General features: G+C 74.3%; 13 protein-coding genes. 5 read left to right on the top strand and 8 right to left on the bottom strand.

From position 1 onward, the window contains the following. Window positions 1–110: 110 nt before the first annotated feature. Both IE267_RS19185 and IE267_RS19180 read left to right on the top strand, forming a co-directional pair. On the top strand, window positions 111–3,680 hold the full coding sequence (locus tag IE267_RS19185) for a S1 family peptidase (RefSeq protein ID WP_189764076.1): 3,570 nt from the start codon (window positions 111–113) through the stop codon (window positions 3,678–3,680). 44 nt (window positions 3,681–3,724) lie between these two features. Further along, window positions 3,725–4,684, top strand: a complete 960-nt coding sequence (locus IE267_RS19180) for a bifunctional riboflavin kinase/FAD synthetase (protein WP_189764075.1) — start codon at window positions 3,725–3,727, stop codon at window positions 4,682–4,684. Here the strand turns inward: IE267_RS19180 and IE267_RS19175 are convergent. The 8 genes from IE267_RS19175 to eccE form a co-directional block, all read right to left on the bottom strand. Further along, entirely contained in the window at window positions 4,681–5,697 is a 1,017-nt protein-coding gene (locus tag IE267_RS19175) for an oligopeptide/dipeptide ABC transporter ATP-binding protein (protein ID WP_167152892.1), read from the bottom strand. The genes IE267_RS19180 and IE267_RS19175 overlap by 4 nt on opposite strands. Next, window positions 5,694–6,662, bottom strand: a complete 969-nt coding sequence (locus tag IE267_RS19170) for an ABC transporter ATP-binding protein (protein ID WP_161252747.1) — start codon at window positions 6,660–6,662, stop codon at window positions 5,694–5,696. The genes IE267_RS19175 and IE267_RS19170 overlap by 4 nt, the downstream gene beginning before the upstream one ends. Then, window positions 6,659–7,573 (bottom strand): ABC transporter permease, encoded by a 915-nt coding sequence (locus IE267_RS19165; RefSeq protein WP_189764074.1) that lies wholly within the window; start codon window positions 7,571–7,573, stop codon window positions 6,659–6,661. The genes IE267_RS19170 and IE267_RS19165 overlap by 4 nt, the downstream gene beginning before the upstream one ends. Window positions 7,574–7,643: 70 nt before the next feature. Continuing rightward, window positions 7,644–8,708, bottom strand: a complete 1,065-nt coding sequence (locus tag IE267_RS19160; RefSeq protein WP_189764073.1) for an ABC transporter permease — start codon at window positions 8,706–8,708, stop codon at window positions 7,644–7,646. 3 nt (window positions 8,709–8,711) lie between these two features. Next, window positions 8,712–10,559, bottom strand: coding sequence for an ABC transporter substrate-binding protein (locus tag IE267_RS19155; protein WP_189764072.1), 1,848 nt, complete (start codon window positions 10,557–10,559; stop codon window positions 8,712–8,714). Between the two features lie 229 nt (window positions 10,560–10,788). Then, window positions 10,789–14,301 carry an SCO5717 family growth-regulating ATPase gene (locus tag IE267_RS19150; protein ID WP_189764071.1) on the bottom strand — a complete coding sequence of 1,171 codons (3,513 nt, stop codon included), beginning with the start codon at window positions 14,299–14,301 and terminating at the stop codon, window positions 10,789–10,791. A 365-nt stretch (window positions 14,302–14,666) separates the two neighbouring features. After that, window positions 14,667–15,401: a hypothetical protein gene (locus IE267_RS19145; protein ID WP_189764070.1), complete on the bottom strand. Its 735-nt coding sequence runs from the start codon at window positions 15,399–15,401 to the stop codon at window positions 14,667–14,669. Next, on the bottom strand, window positions 15,401–16,762 hold the full coding sequence (gene eccE / locus IE267_RS19140; protein ID WP_167152888.1) for a type VII secretion protein EccE: 1,362 nt from the start codon (window positions 16,760–16,762) through the stop codon (window positions 15,401–15,403). Before eccE ends, IE267_RS19145 begins: the two co-directional genes overlap by 1 nt. 183 nt (window positions 16,763–16,945) lie before the next feature. Between eccE and eccB the strand changes: the two genes are divergently transcribed. The 3 genes from eccB (at window position 16,946) to IE267_RS19125 (ending at window position 20,622) form a co-directional block, all read left to right on the top strand. Beyond that, window positions 16,946–18,472, top strand: coding sequence for a type VII secretion protein EccB (eccB, locus tag IE267_RS19135; protein ID WP_189764069.1), 1,527 nt, complete (start codon window positions 16,946–16,948; stop codon window positions 18,470–18,472). 14 nt (window positions 18,473–18,486) lie between these two features. Continuing rightward, entirely contained in the window at window positions 18,487–19,740 is a 1,254-nt protein-coding gene (mycP, locus tag IE267_RS19130) for a type VII secretion-associated serine protease mycosin (protein WP_189764068.1), read from the top strand. Window positions 19,741–20,193: 453 nt separating this feature from the next. Then, window positions 20,194–20,622, top strand: coding sequence for a DUF2563 family protein (locus tag IE267_RS19125; protein ID WP_229861327.1), 429 nt, complete (start codon window positions 20,194–20,196; stop codon window positions 20,620–20,622). Window position 20,623 lies beyond the last annotated feature (1 nt).

Raw genomic sequence — 20,623 nt, 5'->3', positions numbered from 1 at the left:
GGCGATTCACCCCTACGGGCAGGCGCTCGGAGTGAAGGGCGGGGGCGCGAGGGGGCGCTTTCCCCCGATCTTCTTCTCGGGCGGATCACCCCAGAACTACCGTTTCGGACATGGGACGCGGGGCTGGGGGCGAGGGCGCCAGGGCGCTCGTACGGATCTGTGATCTGGCCGGGCGGACCCGGGGAACGGGCTTCGTCGCCGACGACCGGGGGACCGTCCTCACCAGTCACGAGGCCGTCGACGGACTGAGCAGGGTCGTGCTGCACGCCCCCGGCGAACGCACCTGGCTCGCCGAGGCCGACGACATCACGCCCCTGCCCGCAGCGGGCCTGGCGCTCGTACGCACCGACGGACTCGGGGTGCCACCGCTGCCGGTCTCCTCGCGCACCGGAATCGAACCGGGCGGCTATGTGCGGGTCGCCGCCCACGGCTGGCGCGAGGCACGCGTGCTCGGCACCTCGGCCGTCACCTACACCGCCACCGACCGCTTCCATCTCCTGGGCGGTGTCATGGAGTTGGCGATCGGCACGGCCGGCAGCGAGGCCATGCGGCTCGGCGGCGAGGCCAGCGGAGGCCCCGTCGTCGACACCGTCACCGGTGCCGTCCTCGGCGTGGTCGGCACCGCGCTGCACGCCGCCCACCAGGCCTCCGGCTTCGCGATGCCGCTGCGCGCCGAGCGGGGCCCGCTCGCCGACCTGCTGCGCCGCAACGCCGCCACCGTGCCCGCCTACGGCGCCGACCTCAACCTGGCCGGTGCCCTCCAGCTCACCGCGACCTCGGTGGGCTCCGCCGGCGGGTCCCGCCCCCGGCAGGACCCGGTCGAACGGCCCGCCACGCTCAAGGAGTTCGCCGCCTTCGCCACCGGCGGGGCCCTCGTGCTCGGGCTCGTCGGAAACCCGGGCACCGGCCGCACCACCGAACTCGCCGCCCTCGCCGCCCGCCGGGCCCGCGGCGCCGAGCCCGCGCCCACGCTGTGGCTGCGCGGCGCCGACCTGCACGCCGACGACACCTCGGTCGCCGACGCCGTAGGCCGCGCCCTCGCCCACGCGGCCCGCATCGTCGCCGCCTTCGTGGCACGCGGCGAGGAGCCGGCGGCCACCCACGACCGGCTCGCCCACCTCGCCCTTGAGGCCGGACGCCCGCTGCTCGTCCTTCTGGACGGGCCCGAGGAGATGCCGCCCGTCCTCGCCCACCGGCTGGCCGAATGGACCGCCGGGACCGTGGAGTGGCTCGCCGCGGCCGGGGCGCGCCTGGTGGTCGCCTGCCGGCCCGAGCACTGGGAGCAGGCCGGCGCGCACTACCCCGAAGGCGCCCTCCACCCGGCCCGGTTGCCCCGCCTCCCCGACGGGGTGCGCATCGGCGACCTGGGACCCACGGAGGCGGCCCTGGCCCGCGAGCGCCACGGCATCGCCCAGGACGCGCTCGGCGACCGCGACGCCCGCCACCCCCTCACCCTGCGGCTGCTCGCCGAGGTGCGCGGCGCGCTGCCCGCCGAGATCGAGGGCCGCCCGGACCGCGAGGACGTCTTCGGCGCGCACCTGGACCTGATGTGCCTGCGCATCGCGGTGCGCGTCGCCGCCTCCGCCCGCCCACCGGTGCGCGGCCGGGCGGTGCGACGGCTCGCGGCCCGCGTCGGCGGACAGGTGCACGAGGCGGCCCGGCGCTGCCTCGGCCCCGGCCAGGGCGAACTGGACCGGGAGTCGTTCGAGGAGATCTTCCCGTGGCGTACGGGAGCCGCCTCCGCCGTGCTCACCGAGGGCCTCCTCGTGCCCGCCGGGTCCGGCTACCGCTTCGCGCACGAGGAACTCGCCGACTGGGTGCAGGCCTCCCACCTGGACCTGGACGCCGCCCTGTACGCCCTGGTGCACCGCTGGTACGACGAGAGCGACCCGGGGACCGTCGTGCGGCTGCCCTCGCGGGACGCCCCCGGCGCCGGGGTGCCGGCCGGCCACGTGCCGCCCCCGCCCGGCTCGGGGCCCGCCCCCGCCGAGCGGTCCCTGCCGGTGCCCCGGCACCGCATCGGGCCCGTACTGGAAGCCATGCTGCTGCTCGGAAGCCGACACGGCTCCACTCAACTCGCCCTGAAACTGAAGGAGTTGGTGACCGTTCTCGGCCGGCCCCCGGCCGGGGGCGCGGACGGCGAACGGTTCGCGGACGCCCAGTGGTGGGCCGTCCACCTGCTCACCGAGACGCTGCTGCGGGTCCCCGACGCCCGGCCCTACCAGGAAGTGCTGCGGCTGCTCGCCGACCGGATCAGCCACCGGTCCCTGCACGAGGGAGGCCCGGCGCACCTGGGCGCGCTCGGCGGGTTCGGGCCGTGGTTCTGGACCCGGCTGCGCCTCGGCGAGGACGGCAGGTTCGAACTCCTGCGCCGCCTGGTGCCGGCCGACGGCGTGCCCGGGGCCGCGCCCGGCTGGGAGCGCTACCTGGACGCGGCCGACCGGCGGCTCGCCGCCGAGCCCCGGACCGTACAGCCGCTGCTCTGCCGCTGGTTCGGCGACGAGCGCCCGCTGCCGGTGGCACCGGGCACCGAGGTGCGGCCCACCGTCGCCCGGGCGGCGCAGGCCCTGCTGTACGCGCGCCGGTCCCTGGCGGTCGACGACCTCACCGAGGCCCTGGTGGCGACCGACCACGTCCGCGCCGGGGAACTCCTCGCCCAGCTCGCCGAGGACGAGCCGTCCGCGCTCTGCCGGGCCGTGGACCGCTGGGCCCACGACGACCGGCCCGAGCGCCGCGCCGCGGCCGCCGCCCACGGGCCGCGCGTCGCCCTGGGCATCCGCACCCCCGCCGACCGCGCCCTGCTGCGCTACGCGGCCCTCGCCCTGCTCGCCCGTCCCGAGGACACGCCCCTGCACGGCGCGGCCCTCGCCCTGCTGGTCCGCGATCCCAGCACCCGCGCCCGCTACCTCGACCGGGCGCTCACCGCGTACGCCGCGGGCGGTCCCGCACCGGCGCCCGGCGTGCTCGCCACCGCCCTCACCACGCACCCCGAGCCCGTCCTCGCGGCCTTCCGCGCCCGCCTCCAGGAGGGCGGCGACGGCTCGGCCGACGTCCTCGGCGCGCTCGCGGAGGTCAACACCCCCGCCCTCGCCCGCCGCGCCGCGGCCCTCGTGCAGGAGCACATCGAGCACCACCCCGAAGCGGCCGGACGGGCCGCCGCCTTCGTGGAGCGCCGGCTCGCCCACGGCCCGGCGGCCCGCGCGGTGCTCTTCCCGATGGTGACCAGCCTGCTGCGCGGCCCCGCCCGGCGCGCGCTGGCCCCCGTGCTGGCCGCCCCCGGCACCCGCGCCTCGCGCCCGCTGCGCGCCGAGCTGCTCGACGTCCTGCTCGACTTCGAGCGCCAGGCATCCCGCGACCCGGCCGTGGTCGACGCGCTGCTCGACGCCGCCGCGCACGGCTCGGGGGAGCGGGCCGAGGCGCGCACCCGCGACCTCGTGCACCGCACCGGGCTCCTGTTCGTCCGTACGCCCGAAGGCGCGGCGCGTTTCGACGGGCGGCTGGTCGAGCTCTGCGAGGAGGTCCCCGCCTTCGCCGCGCAGGTCGCCGGATGGCTGGTCCAGGCGCCGCACGAGTGGGCCACGGTGGTCGGTCCGGGCGCCCGCCGCGCGGTGGAGACGCTGGGCAGTCCCATGCCGATGCCATCCCGGGCGGCCGGGCATGGCAGTCTTAGACCTGCATGACGCGTAAGGGTCAACGACGTACACGGGTTCGAGGAGCGGTCACAGTGCAGCGCTGGCGTGGCTTGGAGGACATCCCCCAGGACTGGGGACGCAGCGTCGTCACCATCGGCTCCTACGACGGGGTGCACCGCGGACACCAGCTGATCATCGGGCGGGCCGTGCAGCGCGCCCGCGAGCTGGGCGTGCCGTCCGTCGTGGTCACCTTCGACCCGCACCCCAGCGAGGTCGTACGCCCCGGCAGCCACCCGCCGCTGCTCGCCCCGCACCACCGGCGCGCCGAACTGATGGCGGAGCTCGGCGTGGACGCGATCCTGATCCTCCCCTTCACCAGCGAGTTCTCCAAGCTGTCGGCCGCCGACTTCGTGGTGAAGGTCCTGGTCGACAAGCTGCACGCCGAGCTCGTCGTCGAAGGCCCCAACTTCCGCTTCGGCCACAAGGCCGCGGGCAACGTCGAGGTGCTCGCCGAGCTCGGCCGCAGCCACGACTACGAGGTCGAGGTCATCGACCTGCGGGTGCGCGGCGAGGCGGGCGGCGGCGAGCCGTTCTCCTCCACGCTGACCCGCCGCCTGGTCACCGAGGGCGACATCGAGGGCGCCGCCGAGATCCTCGGCCGCCCGCACCGCGTCGAGGGCGTCGTGGTGCGCGGCGCCCAGCGCGGCCGCGAGCTCGGCTACCCGACGGCCAACGTCGAGACCCTGCCGCACACCGCGATCCCCGCGGACGGCGTGTACGCGGGCTGGCTCACAGCGGCGGGCGAGCGGATGCCCGCGGCCATCTCGGTCGGCACCAACCCCCAGTTCGACGGCACCGAGCGCACGGTGGAGGCGTACGCCATCGACCGCGTCGGCCTCGACCTGTACGGGCTGCACGTCGCCGTCGACTTCCTCGCCTATGTGCGCGGCATGGCCAAGTTCGACTCCATCGAGGACCTCCTCGAAGCGATCGGCAACGACGTGAAGCGCTCCAGCGAACTGATCGAGGCGTACGAGGCCGAGCGCGACTAGTCCGCCCCGTGTGCCGGGGGCACCGCCCCCGGACGCGCGGCGGCCCAGTGGCAGGCGACCTGCGCGGCCGTGCCGCCCGCCAGGACCGGCAGGTCCTCGGTGCGGCAGCGGTCCGCCACACCCGTCCGGTCCGCCTCGCCCGAGGCCAGGACCTGGCAGCGGGCGTGGAAGCGGCAGCCGCCCGGGACGCGGGACGGGTCCGGGGGCTCGCCCGTGAGGACCACCGGGTCGCCGGGGGACTCCGGCAGGACCGACAACAGGGCCTGCGTGTAAGGGTGCTGAGGGTTCGTCAGGACGTCTTCGACGGGGCCCGTCTCCACGATGCGGCCCAGGTACATCACCGCCACCCGGTCCGCGATGTTCCACGCCAGACCCAGGTCGTGCGTCACGACCAGCGCCGAGAGGCCCAGCTCGTCCCGCAGACGCAGCAGCAGGGCCAGGATCTCGCCCCGCACCGACGCGTCGAGGGACGCCACCGGCTCGTCGGCGACGATCAGTTCGGGGTCGAGGACCAGCGCGCCCGCGATCACCACGCGCTGGCGCTGGCCGCCCGACAGCTCGTGCGGATAGCGCAGGAAGAACCGCTCCGGCGGCCGCAGCCCGGCCCGTGACAGCGCCCGGGACACCAACTCCCGCTCGTCGCGCGGCGATCCGTGGATGCGCAGGCCCTCGGCGACCGCGTCGTACACCGTGTGCCGCGGGTTGAGCGAGCCGCTCGGGTCCTGCAGGACCAGCTGGACGCGCTTGCGGTACGCCTTGAGGGCGCGGGCGTGATGGTCGAGCGGGCTGCCGTCGAAGGCGACCGTGCCCTCGGTCGGGGAGACCAGGCCGAGCAGGGTGCGGGCCAGGGTCGTCTTGCCGCAGCCCGACTCGCCGACCAGAGCCACGATCTCGCCCGCGCCGACGGTGAGTTCGACACCGTCGACCGCCCGGGCGGGCGGGGCGCCGCGCCGGCCGGGGAAGGTGACGTGCAGCGCGGACGCGGCGAGGAGGGGGGCCGTGGTGGGGGTCATGCGGTGCTCCTCGACGGGGAAGCGGCGTGCACACAGGCCGCCCGGTGCTCCGGGCCCGCCTCGCGCAACGGCTGGTCGTCCACGGCGCAGACGCCGGTCGCGACCGGGCAGCGCGGATGGAAGGTGCAGCCGGGCGGCAACGCGGACGGGTCCGGCGGATCGCCCGGCAGGCCCCGGGGCGCCCGGCGCGAGGCCGGGTCTCCGATGCGGGGGAAGGCGGCGGACAGCGCCCGCCCGTAGGGATGCCGGGCCGCCGCGTAGACCTGGCGCGCCGGGCCCTCCTCGACGATGCGGCCCGCGTACATCACCGCGAGCCGGTCGCAGGTGTCGGCGAGCACCGCCAGATCGTGGCTGATCATCAGCAGGCTGATGCCCTGGTCGGCCACGAGCCGTTCGATCAGGCGCAGGATCTGGGCCTGGATCATCACGTCGAGGGCGGTCGTCGGCTCGTCGGCGACGATCAGTTCGGGGGCGCAGGCCAGCGCCATCGCGATCATCACGCGCTGGCGCTGGCCGCCGGACAGCTCGTGCGGGTGGGCGTCCGCGCGGGCGGCGGGCAGCCCGACCTGTTCGAGGAGTTCGCGGACCCGGGCCCGGGCGCCGTCCGGCCCGGCCAGGCCGTGCAGCAGGATCGGCTCGGCGATCTGGTCGCCGACCCGGTGCACCGCGTTCAGGGAGTGCATCGCCCCCTGGAAGACGATGGACGCCCCCGCCCAGCGGACCGCCCGCAGCCGCCCCCAGCGCATCCCGAGCACGTCCTCGCCGTCGAGCAGGACCGACCCGGTCAGCTCGGCCGAGGACGGAAGCAGCCGCAGCAGCGCCATCGCCAGCGTCGACTTCCCGCACCCCGACTCGCCCGCCACACCCAGCTTCTGGCCGGGCGCGAGGGTCAGGTCGACGCCGCGCACCGCCGCCGCTCCGCTCCCGTACGTGACGTGCAGGTCCCTGATCTCCAGCAGGCTCATCGGACCCCCAGCTTCGGGTTGAGCACGGCCTCGACGGCCCGGCCGCACAGCGTGAAGGACAGGGCGACCAGGGCGATCGCGATCCCGGGCGGCGCCAGATACCACCAGTGCCCGGAGGAGACCGCGCCCGCCTCGCGGGCGTCCTGGAGCATCCCGCCCCAGGAGACCACCGTCGGATCACCCAGGCCCAGGAACGCGAGCGTCGCCTCGGTGAGGATGGCGTTGGAGATGCCGAGCGTGGTCTGCGCGAGGACCAGCGGCATCACGTTCGGCAGCACGTGCCGGGACATGATGTGGCGGTGCCCGCCGCCGAGCGCGCGGGCCCGCTCGATGTACGGGCGGGACTCGACCGCGATGGTCTGGGCCCGCACCAGCCGGGCCGTCGTCGGCCAAGACGTCACGCCGATCGCCAGGATCACCGTCCAGACGCTGTGCGACATGACGGTGGCCAGCACGATCGCGAGCACCAGCGTCGGCATCACCAGGAACCAGTCGGTGATCCGCATCAGCGCCGTCGCGAGCCAGCCGCCGTAGTGCCCGGCGAGGATGCCGACCAGGGTGCCGATCGCCACACTCAGTGCCGCCGCGAGCAGCCCGACCGCCAGCGAGATCCTGGCTCCCCAGATCAGCAGCCCCAGCAGCGAGCGCCCGAACTGATCGGTGCCGAGCGGGAATTGACCGCTCGGCGACTCCAGGGCCGAGCCGGGCGCACTGGTCACGCTCTGGATGTTCCCGCCGACGGTGAGCGGCGCCGTCAGCGCGATCAGCGCGATGACGGCCAGGCCCGCCAGACCGTACAGGCCCGCCCGGTGCGTGCGGTACGCGCGCCAGAAACGGGCCAGCGAATCGCGCCGGCGCGCCCAGGCCAGCGAGCCCGACCCGTCGTTGCCGGGTGCGGCGGCCGTGGTCATCGGCCCTCCTCGGGGTCGTGCACGGCGGTCCTGGCCACGGGCGCGGGACCGGACTCGTATGCGGTCGTCCTCATCGGCCCACCCGGGGATCGAGGAGCGGATACAGCAGATCGGCCAGCAGGTTCATCACGATCATCGCGCCGGCGAACACCACGAACAGGCCCTGCACCAAGGGGAGATCGGGCACGCTCAGCGCCTGGTAGAACAGACCGCCCAGGCCCGGCCAGGAGAACACCGTCTCGACCAGGATCGAACCGGCCGCCACATGGCCCAGGTTGATGAACAGCATCGTGACCGTCGGCAGCAGCGCGTTGGGCACGGCGTGGCGGCGGCGCACCGCCGCGTCGCGCAGCCCCTTCGCCCGGGCCGTCGTCAGATAGTCGCCGCCCATCTCGTCGAGCAGCGAGGACCGCATGACGAGCAGGGTCTGCGCGTACTGCACCGCCACCAGTGTCAGCACCGGAAGCACCATGTGGTGCGCCACGTCCAGGACGTACGCGAAGCCGCTCGTGTCGCCCGACGCCATGCCGCCGGTCGGGAACAGCCCCGGGACCGGGCCCGTGCCCACCGAGAACGTGATGACGAGCAGCAGCCCCAGCCAGAACGAGGGCACCGACCACAGGGTCAGTGCGAGCCCCGTGTGGAACCGGTCGCCGAGCCCGCCGCTGTGCCAGGCCGAGCGGGTGCCGAGCCAGATGCCGAGCGCCGAGTACAGGACGACGGCCGTGCCGGTCAGGAGCAGCGTCGCCGGGAGCTTCTCGGCGATCAGCGAGCCGACCGGCGCGTGGAACTGGTACGACGTGCCCAGGTCCCCGGTCAGCGCACCGCCGCAGTAGTGGGTGAACTGCTGCCACAGCGGCAGGTCGAGCCCGAACTGGCTGCGCAGGGAGCCCAGTTGCTCGGCCGAGACCTGGCGGCCGTGCGTCATGGTGCGCACCGGGTCGCCGGGGATGATCCGGAACAGGAAGAAGCTGGTCACCAGGACGGCGAACAGGGACACCACCGCCCCCGCCAGCTTGCCGCCCACGTACCGCAGATAGGCGAGCGCCGGGCCCGCGGTGAACCGGCGGCCGCGCGGCTCGGTGCGTGCCTCGGTGACCACCGCGGGGGTGTCGGCCGAACTCGCTGTCGTCATGGCCTACTCGCGGTCGTCGGCGTCGACGCGACGGCGCAGCACGACGAAGGAGGCGGCCCCGGCGAGCACGATCGCGCCCGCGACGATGCCGAGGACGACTCCGGCCGAGGGGCCGCCGCCCGGCTTCGCGGCCGAGCCGCTCGCCGGGACCGCCGACCACCAGCTCCAGTAGCCGTCCTGACCGTAGATGTTGCCCGCGGCCTCGGGCATCGTGGTGATCGACTCGATCTGGTCGGTGCGGTACGCCTCGACCGCGTTGGGGTACGCCATGACGTTGATGTACCCGGTGTCGTACAGCCGCGACTCCATCCGCTTGACCAGGTCCGCCCGCTTGGCGGTGTCGTACTCGGCCAACTGCTTCGCATACAGCTCGTCGAACGGCCGGTCGCAGACGAAGTCGTCCGTCTGCCCGGTCGCCCTCGGGGTGGCGGGCCGCGCGGCACAGGTGTGGATGGACAGGACGTAGTCCGGATCGGGGCTCACCGAGTAGCCGTCCAGAGCCAGGTCGTACTCGCCCGACATCCAGGGATCGGTGACGTTGTCGACGCAGTCCACGGTGAGCCCGATGCCGAGCTTGGCCCACCACTCCTGGAGGTACTTGCTGACCGCCTTGTCGTTGGGGTCGATGGCGTGACACAGCAGCCGCAGGCCGAGCGGCCTGCCGTCCTTGCCCGTCCGTCTGCCGTCGGCGCCCGTGCGGTAGCCCGCCGCGTCGAGCAGTGCGGCGGCCTCCACCGGGTCGTATGCGATCCTCTGCTCCGCGGCCGGCTTCCAGAAGTAGTCGGCGAACCGGGGCGGAATGTAGCCCTCGCCCTCGACGGCATGGCCCTGGAACACCTTGTCGACGAGCATCGTGCGGTCGACGGAGGCGAACAGGGCCCGACGCACCCGGGGGTCGAGCAGCGCCGGATTGCCGTCGCCGAACCGGGTGCCGTCCTTGGACTGCGCGCCCGGGTTGGCGGCGAGCGCGAAGAAGCGCCGGCCGGGGGCGTCGTTGACCTTGATGTGCGAGGCCGACTTCAGTGAACTCGCCTGTGCGGGCGTCAGGTTGGAGACGAAGGACACCTCGCCCTTGCGCAGCGCCGCGACCGCCGCGTCATTGTCCTTGTAGTACTTGAAGACCAGCTCGTCGAACTGGGGCGCACCCCGCCAGAAGGTCTTGTTGGGCCTGAGCTTGATGTACTGGTCCACCTTGTAGTCGGTCAGGACGAACGGCCCGTCGCCGACGACGGGGAAGCGCCGGTCGTTGTTGAACCGGGTGAAGTCGCCGACCTTCTCCCACACGTGCCGCGGCACGATCGGCACGTCCAGGGCCGTCATCGTCGCCTGCGGCCGCTTGAGTTCGACGACCAGGGTCGTGGGGCCGGGCGCGGTGACCTTCTTGAAGTTCGCCACGAAACTGCCGTTGGCGGTCGCGGCCCCCTTGTCGGTCATCGTCTTGTTGAACGTCCAGGCCGCGTCGTCGGCGGTGACCTGCCGGCCGTCCGACCACTTCGCGTCCCTGCGGATCGTGTACGTCCAGGTCAGCTTGTCCGGCGAGGTGTTCCAGGCGGTGGCGAGCCCCGGGACCGCGTGTCCGTCCCCGGCGTCGTAGTCCGTCAGGTACTCGTACATCAGCCGGTGCACGCTGGTGCTGATCACCCGCTGGGCGAGGAAGGGGCTCAGCGAGTCGACGCTCTGGGAGACGGCGACGGTGAGCACCTTCTCGCCGCCCTTGGAGTCGTCGGCCACCGCACCCCGAACGGGGAGCACGGCGGTGGCGAGCAGCGCGACGGCGGCGGCCCCTATGGCCACCCGGCGGCCGGGCCGCGGCGGTCGCAGGGCGTTGCGCGACGGGACTGTTCTTGCCATGGGACGGTGACCTCGCGTCATCACTCGCACGGAAAAGCAGGGTTGACCGCAGGTTGAGCGCCGGTGGAACAGCGGCGGCGAGCCGGTGTGGGCGCAGGTCTACCAGCGTGGTCTAGACGTGTCAACGACGCACCGCAGGCCATGCGCAAGCCATGTGGTCTGCGAAAACGCCAGAGGGCCCGCACCGTGCACACGGTGCGGGCCCTCATTGGTCCAGTCCTCGGTCGCCCTACTGCTGCGGGGCCGACGGCGGCTGCGGAGCGTGATCGGCGCCGTCCTCACCGGTCCGGGGCTGCGGCGGCTGGAGCTGCCAACCGGCAGGCGGCTGCGGGGCGTTGGGGTGGGGCCGGCCCGGAACGGGCTGCCCGGGCTGGGGCGCCGGCGGCTGCCCCGACGGGGCCGGCTGGGCCCCGTACGGCTGACCGGGATAGGGCTCCGGCTGGGCGCCGGGCCCCGGCTGACCGGGGTAGGGCAGGCCCTGCGGCGCCGGGTAGGGCTGCCCGGGCTGCGCCTGCTGCGGGAACGGCTGCCCCGGCCCGGGCCGGCCCGGGCTCGGATAGGGCTGACCCGGGTAGGGCCCCGGCTGGGCGGCGCCGGGCCCCGGCTGACCGGGTGCCGGGTAGGGCTGCCCCGGCTGGGGCTGAGCCTGGCCGGGGAACGGCTGGGCGGGGGCACCCTGATGGCCCGGCATCGGCGGGGCCATGTGCGGGGGCGGGTTGAGGCCGTCTCCCGTCCAGAGCCCCTGCTGCTGCTGGGCGCGTACGAAGTCCTCGGCCACCAGCGCCGAGAGGTTGAAGTACGCCTCCCGGGTCTTGGGCCGCATCATGTCGAGGTCCACCTCGGCGCCCGCCGCCAGGTGCTCGTCGAACGGCACCACGACCACGCCGCGGCAGCGCGTCTGGAAGTGCTGCACGATGTCGTCCACCTTGATCATCTTGCCGGTCTCGCGGACACCGGAGATGACGGTCAGGGAACGCTGGACGAGGTCGGCGTAGCCGTGCGCCGAAAGCCAGTCGAGCGTGGTGGACGCGCTGGACGCGCCGTCCACCGACGGCGTCGAGATGATGATCAACTGGTCGGCGAGGTCGAGCACCCCGCGCATCGCCGAGTACAGCAGCCCCGTACCCGAGTCGGTGAGGATGATCGGGTACTGCTTGCCGAGGACGTCGATCGCACGCCGGTAGTCCTCGTCGTTGAACGTCGTCGACACGGCGGGGTCGACGTCGTTCGCGATGATCTCCAGGCCGGACGACGCCTGCGAGGTGAACCGGCGGATGTCCATGTACGAGTTGAGGTACGGGATCGCCTGGACCAGGTCGCGAATGGTGGCCCCGGTCTCGCGGCGCACCCGGCGGCCGAGCGTGCCGGCGTCCGGGTTGGCGTCGATCGCCAGGATCTTGTCCTGCCGCTCGGTGGCGAGCGTCGCGCCGAGCGCGGTCGTCGTGGTCGTCTTGCCGACACCGCCCTTGAGGGAGATGACCGCGATCCGGTAGCAGGAAAGGACCGGTGTCCGGATCAGGTTGAGCTTGTGCTGCCGGGCCGCCTCCTCCTTCTTGGCGCCGGGCTTGAAGCGCGAGGCCCCGGCCGCCGGGCCCCGGCTGCTCTTCGCCTTCGGCTTGTTGTTGCGCAGCAGCCGGTCCGAGGACAGCTCGACGGCGGCCGTGTACCCGAGCGGGGCGCCGGGGTTCGACCGCTCCCGCTGGTCGTGGGCGATCGGCGCGGGCCATGCGGTGCCGGACCGGGGGTCGGCGGGCGGTGCGGGCTGGGCGTGCGGGTCGGCGGCACCCTGCGGGGCCGGCTGTGCCGGCGGATGGGGCTGCCCCTGTATGGGCAGGCCCTGCGGTCCGGTCGGGCCCTGCTGCGGGAAGCCGTAACCGCCTTGCGCGGGCCCGGACTGGGGGCCCGGCAGGGGCTGGGGTGCGGCCGGGGGGCCGGCGGCGGGGTGGGGGAAGCCGTAGCCGCCCTGCTGCGGCGCGGCCTCGGCCGGCCCGGGCCCCGGCTGCGGGAAGCCGTAACTGCCCTGCGGGGAGGGCGAGTTGGGGGCGGGCGACTGCGGGGCGACCCCCGGCGGGCCGGGCTGACCGGGCTGCGCCTGCGGCTCGGGCTGCCCCTGCTGGGGGAAGCCGTAGCCGCCCTGCTGCTGAGGGGGCTGCGGCTGCTGCGGCCACGCGGGAGCGGCCGGTGCGGCCTGGTCCGGGAACGGTCCCGGCATCGGCTGCGCCTGCGGCTGTACCGGCCACTGCGGTGCGGCCGCGGGCGCGGCGGGCTGGAACGCCGGGGGCAGCGGAGGCAGCCCGGGCTGCGGCCCGGCGGCCGGGGCCCACGGCTGGTCGGCCGGGGGCGCGTCCTGCGGCTCCACGGCGGGGGCATCCGCGGGCACGGCGTCCGCGATCGGCGCGGCGTCAGCGGCCGGCGCCGCATCGGCGACCGGGGGCGCGTCCGTGATCGGGGGCGCGTCCGCGATGGGATGCGCGTCCGTGATCGGGGACGCCTCCGCGACGGGGGGCGCCCCTTCGACGGGCGCGGGCGGGGCGGGTTCCGGGGTGGCCGGGCCGGCCGGGGTGGCTTCGGCGTCCGTGCGGGCCGCGTCCGTGCGGAGTGCGTCCAGAGGGGCGGCGGCCGAGGGGGCGCTGTCGGCGGGGTGCTCGGCGTGGAACGGCGAGGGCTCCGGCTCCGGGACGGCCGGGCTGTCGCTCGGCACGGTGGCGTTCGAGGTGCTGTCGTTCGGGGTGCTGTCGTGCGCGGCGTCGTGCGGGGGGAGGCCGTCGCCTTCGGTGGCAGGCGATGCCTCGGGTGCCTTGGGCGCCTCGGGTGTCTCCTCGGTGGCGGCCAGGGTCGAGAGCGTGCCGCTGGGACGCCTGTTGGGCCCCTCGTTGAACGGGTCGAAGTCATCGAAGCCGTCCGAGGCGTCCGGCCCCGAGCCGGTCGGACCGGTCGCATGGTCGGAGACGCCGGTGTGCTCGGACTTCGCCGAGGTGCCCGGGGTGCCGGAGTCCGACGTGCCCGATGCGCCCGAGGTGTCCGGCGCATCCGCCCCGGTGGGGGCATCGGGGCTCCCGGCGTCGGCGTCCGGCGCGGAGGCGGACTCCGGCGGCGCGGGCGGTCCGTCGGTCGGCGCAGTGGCTGACGGTGTGTCAGAAATGGGGGCCGGGGCGGGCGGAGGCGGGGTCGGTGCGGGCGCGGATGCGCCACGGGCCGCGGCCGCCGCCGCTTCGAGCTGCTCGAACTCCCGCTTGAGGGCGGAGGGCGAGAACCGCATCGTCGCGCCGCTCTCGACGTCCCCGCCACCGAAGGCCTGGCTCTCGTCCGCGGGGCGAGGCGCCTCGGGCGCAGGCGCAGGCGCAGGCGTCGGCGCAGGCGTCGGCGCGGGCGGGGCCGGGGGCGCCGCGGGGGCCGGGAAGGCGGGCGGGGGAGTGGCCGGTGCCGGGGCGGCCGGAGGCGGAGGCGGCGTGGCGGCCCAGTGCGGCTGCCAGCCGCCGTCGTCCGGAAGGCCGGGCACGTCGAGCGGTGCACCGGTCGGCGCCGGGGGCGGCGGAGGCGGAGCCCCCGTGTTCCCGCCCGGCTCACCGAAGGGAGCGGGAGCCGGGGCCGGAGCGGGTGGGGTGTCCTGCGCGCCCTGGGTGTACCAGGCGGGCGGGGTGTAGTCGATGGTGAACTCACCCGTGGTCTCGGGATCGGCGTCGGACCGATTCTCGTCGCGCGCGTTCCCGCCGGTGCGGAACTGGTCCTGGTCGCTGTTCACCGGTTTCCTTTCGTTTCGCCTGTGACCGGGTTGTAGGCCGTGGGTTTCCTTGGCACGTACGGCCGGGGCGGGGCAGCCCCCGTGTGCGGGGCGCGGAGTCGTGCGCGGTCGCCCGCCCCTTCCCCCACCGCGAGCGCCGCGTCGTCCGGAACGTTTACGGACGGCGTGCGTTCGTCGTGGAGTCCCTGCCCCCGGTCCGTCCCACCCTAATCGTCGTCAATACCGCCGCGGCAGGCCCGGCCACCCCGAGTGCCTGTCCCTTTCGTCACCCTCGCCTCGTGCGTGCCGCCGAAGTGGCCGACCGGGGGCGGGGCGTGTGGGGCGAAACGGGCAGAGCGGGTCAACTCGCGCCGCCGTCCCGGGGTTCAGTCCACCCGTCGGGCGTTACCCAACAATCCGGTCTCGGTGTCCGTCGCCTGCGTCATCGCGAAGGAACGGTCGCGCTCGTTGCACCAGAGCGTCACCCCGTCGGCGAGCGTGGGGAGGCCTTCTTGTTCCGTACGCGGCAGGCTCATGATGCGGCCTATGCGGGCGGCCTCGTCCGGCGAGACCCGCTGCACCCCGACGAGCCGCGCCTGGCGGACGAGCCGCGGGGCGACCGGGCTGACATAGGGGAGCAGGGTCAGCACCGCCTGCCAGGGTGCCGACACCACCCGGCCGCGCGGCGGGCGCATGCCGCAGTCCCGCACCACCAGGACCGGTTCGCCGGCCGAGGCACCGAGGGGCGGCACCCGGCCCACGTCGTGCACGGTCATGCCGCTCTGGCTGGCGATCGCGTGCACCAACTGGGCCCAGGCCTGCGGCCGGCCGGTCTCCACCGCGACCCGGATGCCGGTCGCGGCCGCCCGCAGCGCGAGCACCTGGGCCGTCCACAGCCCGCCGATCAGCACGATGTCGTACGCGGTCGGCCGGCTGACCCCGAGCACCGCGGGCCGTCCCGCGGCGTCCACCCCGACGACCACCCCGTCGTCGCCGATGGGCAGCGCCAGGGCGTCCAGCTGGTCGGTGGACAGGGTGTGGCGGCGATGGCGGGGCCCGATCAGGCCGAAACCGGTGCGCTGTTCGCGGCGCGGACCGGGGGCGGGTGTCGTCGTGGCCATCAGCGGGCGCCTCCGAACGGCAGGGTGGCGAGCACGCCGGGCAGTTGCTCGTGGTCGAGCGCCACGAGCTGGGCCTTCGCCGCGCGCGCCGAGCTCTCCAACGCCGAGCGGGCCGTGCCCAGTTCGGCCTCGTTGCGGCCGGTCACCCGCAGGTGGCCGCTGATGCTGCTCTGCCGGGCTCCGGCGCGGGCGATCGTCAGGCTGAAGGTGGTGGCGAGCGCGGGCACGGCCGTGAGCAGGGCCACGAGTTGCGGCAGCCCGCCCGTTCCGGCGCCCGCGTCGATCCGGGGCCAGCGGCGGACCCAGTACGTCGCGTGCCGGCGGTTGTCGCAGCGCCAGGACCGGCTCGACTCCTCGGTGCGCCGCTGCGGGGCCTCCGCGCGGCCCGCCTGCGCGGTGACCAGCGGATTGGCGCAGGCCGATGTCGCCACCGCGTCCGCGAGCTCCTCCTCGGTCAGGACCGTGGCGTTCAGACCCGCCCCGGTCAGCCGGCTCGCCAGGTGCAGTGCGGTGCGGGCCGCGCACTTCTGGGCGCCGGCCAGACCACCGCCGCGAGCGGCCACCGCCTCCGGGCACAGCTCCGGATTCAGCTTCAGCGCGATCCAGGTGATGCGGACCGCGGGCGAGGCCGTCCGGGCGTACAGCGGAGCGTAGTTGGTGACGGCGAGGGACTGCTGGGGCAGCCGCAGCGCGGGCGCGGGCTGGGTGTGCAGCACGATCTGCGCCGATTCGAGCCGGATGTCGTCCACGTCGAGCGCGTCCCGCACCAGGGCGAGCGGCAGCGGGCGTTGGCCCCGCTCGGTGCGCAGCGCCGTCGCGTCCGACTCCACTTGGAGGACGGTGGTGAGGAAGCCGCCGTCGCCGATCATCCCGATCGGCCGCTGGTCGCGGTCGCCGTGGCTGTAGCTGCGCAGCGTGGGGTCGCACTCCACCGCCGGGGCGAGCCCGGGCAGGGTGCCGGGCGGCACCACGACGTCGCCGGCCCGCTTGCGCCGGGCGCGCAACGCCCAGGCGGTGCCCAGCCGTTCGGGCAGCGAACGGCCCCGGTGGCGCACCACCGCGAGCAGCACCAGGGCCACCGCGACGACGCCCGCCGGCACCAGGGCCGCCGTGCCGACGGCCCAGGCCGCGAGCAGCAGGGCGACGGCCGACTCGACCAGGACGAGCTGTTGCAGCCGAAACGAACCGAAGCGTCCGGAACGGGACTTGAGGTGGGGCGTCACCGCACCGACGGCCGCGGTGACCGCCGTCCGGCGGGCCCGGGACGACGGCTCCGCACGCGCTCCCGGACGGGCGGCCGCGGTGCTCGGAGCGGGTGACCCCTCACGGGAGCGCGAGCGCGTCCCTGTCGGCGAAACCATCCGTCAACCCCCCGAAACCCCTCGAAAACCCCTGGCTGATAAGGCCCTTGAGGACCCGGCAACCCTACCCGCCCCAGACGTACGATCACGTAACAGGCATAGTAGGGGCCCGGTCTGACAACGGCGGGCGGGGGACGGGCCCTCGGGGGATCCGCCCGGCGACAACGGAGAACGCGGACACTCATGGCATCACGGCGGGACGAGCTCAACGCGTACACCTTCGCGAAGCGTCGCACGCTCGCATCGTTCATCCAGCCCTCGCCGACGGGCTCGGAAGAGGGGGCTCCGCGTCCGCTGCGAGCCGTGCTGCCGGGCACGGTCATGGCGGTGGTGCTGCTCGCCGCGTTCGGGGCGTGGGGGATGTTCAAGCCCACCGCGCCGCCCGGCTGGGACACCCCCGGCGAGAAGGTCATCATCGCGAGCGAGTCCACGACCCGCTATGTCGTGCTCACCACCGACGGCAGGAGCGAACTGCACCCCGTCCTCAACATGGCCTCGGCGAAGCTCCTGCTCGCCCCGGACAAGGGCCAGGTCGTCAAGGTCGACGAGTCCGTCCTGGACAAGGGTTCCCTGACGCACGGCGCCACCCTCGGCATCCCGTACGCCCCCGACCGGCTGCCCTCGGCCAAGGAGGCCGGGTCCGCGAAGCGCTGGGCGGTGTGCGAGCGGCCCGGCGACGGGGGCCGCGCCATCCAGAAGGCCGCGTTCGTCCTCGCGGACCGCGACATGAACCGCACCGACGGCGATGAGCGGCTGACCGGCGGCGAGCTGATGTTCGTCATCGGGGCCGAGGACAAGACCCGTTACATCGTGGACGCCCGGGGCACCAAGTACCCGGTCGGCTCCGACGAGAAGCTGCTGCGCCCCCTGGTCGGCTCGGGCCGTGAACCCGAGCGGGTGTCCAAGGAGTGGCTGGAGACCCTCCGTACGGGTGACCCGGTCGCGTTCCCCAAGGTCGAGGGGAAGATCGGCGCCCCGGCCGGGGTCCCGGGCAGCCTGTCGGCCGATGCGAACCGGATCGGCGTGGTCCTGCGGGCGACCAACGGCGCGGGTGCGCAGTACTACCTGGTCCAGCGGGGCAAGGTCTCGCCGGTCTCCGACTTCACCGCCAAGCTCCTCCTCAACAGCGTCCAGCTGAGCAAGGTCATGGGGACCGGTCAGGCGACCGCGACCAACGCGTCCATGTTCAGCCCCGAGGCCACCGAGTTCCCGGGGAACGTCGACTGGCCGCGCCCGATGCCGGTCGCCGTCAACGAGGCGGGCACCGCGAACGGCAGCCGCAACACGGTGTGCAACGTGCTGCGCGACGTCAACAAGGACAACGGCGCCACCACCATGAGCACCTGGGCGGGCACCGACTTCCCCGAGCCCCTGCCCACCGGTTCCAGCAGCGCGTACGTGACGCCGGGCTCCGGGCAGCTCTTCCGCCAGATCCAGGGCTCCGAGACCGAGGCGGGCGGCGTCTTCCTGGTCACCGACACGGGCCTGCGGTACGCGATGCAGTCCAACAGCGACAGCGCCGCGGGCGACTCGGGCGCGGGCCTGACCGCCGAGCAGCGCAAGCAGCTCGACCAGGAGGCCCAGCAGGCCCAGACCCGGCTCGGCTACGCCAAGTCCGACCCGGCCCCGATCCCGATCAGCTGGTCCACGTTCCTGCCCACCGGGCCCCGCCTGTCCACCGGGGCGGCCCGCCAGCCCCAGGGCTCGTGAGGGGCGGCGCGACCATGGCGTACGTGCACAGGAGGCTCGCCCTGCCGGCCGCGGCCCTGACGTCCCTCACGGTCCTCGCCGCCCCGGCGGCCGCCGCCCCGGCCGACGACGGGGGCGGCGACCAGTGCACCTTCCCCTCGAAGCCGTACGCCGGCCGGCCCTGGGCGCTGCAGCGCGTACTCCTGGACGAGCTGTGGCACCAGTCGACCGGCCGGGACGTGCGGGTCGCCGTGATCGACACCGGCGTCGACATCAAGAACGCCCAGCTCAAGAGCGCGGTCGACGCGTCCAAGGGCAAGAACCTGCTGCCGAAGGACATCAAGGACCCGAGCGGGCAGCCGTTGCCGCGCGGGGCGGAGAACGGCACCACCGACACGGTCGGGCACGGCACGAAGGTCGCCGGGATCATCGCCGCCCGCCCCGCCGACGGCACCGGGTTCGTGGGGCTCGCCCCCGACGCGACGATCATCCCCATCCAGCAGAACGACGCGGACGGCCACGGCACGGCGGAGACCCTCGCCAAAGCCATTCGCGAGGCGATCGACGCCGGCGCGGGCGTCATCAACATCTCGCAGGACACGGCGAAAGCGGTGGAGCCGGCGGGCACCCTCAAACAGGCGGTGGACGCGGCCCTTGCGAGGGACATCGTCGTGGTCGCCTCGGCGGGCAACGACGGCCTCGGCGGCAACGTCAAGCCGACCTACCCCGCCTCCTTCCCCGGGGTCCTCGCGGTCGCCGCGTCGGACCGCAACAACGAACGGGCCGCGTTCTCGCAGTCCGGCGCGTTCGTGGGGGTGGCCGCGCCCGGCGTCGACATGGTCTCCACCGTCCCCGGCGGCGGCCACTGCGCCGACAGCGGTACGAGCTTCTCGGCGCCCTACGTCGCGGGTGTGGCCGCGCTCATCAAGGCCAAGCACCCCAAGTGGACCCAGCGCGAGGTCGTCGCGCAGATCGAGCAGACCGCCGAGCGCTCGGTGGCCGGCCACGACCGCCTGGTCGGCTGGGGCGTGGTCGACCCGGTCCGCGCCCTCACCGAGGACGACCACCCGGTCCAGACCCCGGTCGCCCACGAGGGTGTCACCCCGGCCCGCGCCCCCACCCCCGCGGCCCTCCAGCTGGGCGAGACCGACGAACAGCGCACCCGGCGCCTGGCCACGTACGTGGCGGTGGGCGCGGCGGTCCTCGCGGCGGCCCTGGCGGGCGCGGCGGTGGCCTTCAGGGAGGCCCGCCGTCGTGGCCGACGCGGTGGCGCGAGCGGGGCGGCGTGACGGCGCTGCGTGCCTGAAGGGTTGCGGGGTCGTAGGGCAGAACGGCTATGGGGCTGAAGGCGAGGGCCCGTACTGCGCCTTACTGCGTGGGTTTGGTGCAGAACAGGTCAAGAGCGCGCCTGCGATGCCGGAGGCCGATGAGAGTTGATCAGAATTGATCAAACCTGAGTAGGTGTACTCATGCGTCGGGTGATGACCCTTCCTAGAGTTGGGGCAGCCCGGGAGAACTCGGCCCAGGAGAATGTCTGTTGGGCGTGCAACGGGTGTTGGCTAGAGTGCTCGCGGTGCGACAAGTGACGTCAATAGCGGCGCTGTAGCGATGTAGCGATATGCGCGCCGGATACGCAGCGCGTAAGCAGAGCACGTGCGGCGCAAGGCAATTGGTTCACGCGGACGGGGACGGGGAGGGTGGCATGGGGCGGCGCCCTGATGTCGGGAGCGGGGGCGGCGGTCATGGCCACTGACCTGAGCAAGGGCCTGGAGGCGCTGACGACCTTCAAGAAGCGCGTCGACAAGCTGCTCACCGAGTTCGACGGCTCCCACGGCAGCCCCACGAACCTCGCGGCCCACCAGATCTCCCGCGCCTCCTTCAGCGCCGCCGGCGCGGCCTTCCCCGAGGCGGACGGCCTCTTCACCCAGTACCACCGCGTGCACGAACGGCTGACCTCGCTGTCGCGGTCGCTGAGTCATCAGATCGAGGCGATGGGGATCGCCGTGCACGGGGCGGACGTCGGGTTCGACAACCTCGACGAGGAGACGCGGCAGCGGTTCTGGGAGATCCAGTCCAAGACCGACTACGACGCGGGTCTGGCCCGGCGCGAGAAGGACGGCAAGCCGCTGCCGGAGCGTACCGACGACAAGACCTCCGGAACGGGGTGGTAGC

It is taken from the genome of Streptomyces xanthochromogenes, assembly GCF_014650455.1.
Lineage (GTDB): Bacteria > Actinomycetota > Actinomycetes > Streptomycetales > Streptomycetaceae > Streptomyces > Streptomyces xanthochromogenes.
Note: the sequence above shows the minus strand (reverse complement) of the source record. Positions and strands in the feature narration are given on the sequence as shown.

Coding starts and splice junctions, on each gene's coding strand:
- IE267_RS19185 (WP_189764076.1), top strand. CDS start 111: ATGGGACGCGGGGCTGGGGGCGAGGGCGCCAGGGCGCTCGTACGGATC.
- IE267_RS19175 (WP_167152892.1), bottom strand. CDS start 5,697: ATGACCCCCACCACGGCCCCCCTCCTCGCCGCGTCCGCGCTGCACGTC.
- IE267_RS19170 (WP_161252747.1), bottom strand. CDS start 6,662: ATGAGCCTGCTGGAGATCAGGGACCTGCACGTCACGTACGGGAGCGGA.
- IE267_RS19165 (WP_189764074.1), bottom strand. CDS start 7,573: ATGACCACGGCCGCCGCACCCGGCAACGACGGGTCGGGCTCGCTGGCC.
- IE267_RS19160 (WP_189764073.1), bottom strand. CDS start 8,708: ATGACGACAGCGAGTTCGGCCGACACCCCCGCGGTGGTCACCGAGGCA.
- IE267_RS19155 (WP_189764072.1), bottom strand. CDS start 10,559: ATGGCAAGAACAGTCCCGTCGCGCAACGCCCTGCGACCGCCGCGGCCC.
- IE267_RS19145 (WP_189764070.1), bottom strand. CDS start 15,401: ATGGCCACGACGACACCCGCCCCCGGTCCGCGCCGCGAACAGCGCACC.
- eccE (WP_167152888.1), bottom strand. CDS start 16,762: ATGGTTTCGCCGACAGGGACGCGCTCGCGCTCCCGTGAGGGGTCACCC.
- eccB (WP_189764069.1), top strand. CDS start 16,946: ATGGCATCACGGCGGGACGAGCTCAACGCGTACACCTTCGCGAAGCGT.
- mycP (WP_189764068.1), top strand. CDS start 18,487: ATGGCGTACGTGCACAGGAGGCTCGCCCTGCCGGCCGCGGCCCTGACG.
- IE267_RS19125 (WP_229861327.1), top strand. CDS start 20,194: ATGGCCACTGACCTGAGCAAGGGCCTGGAGGCGCTGACGACCTTCAAG.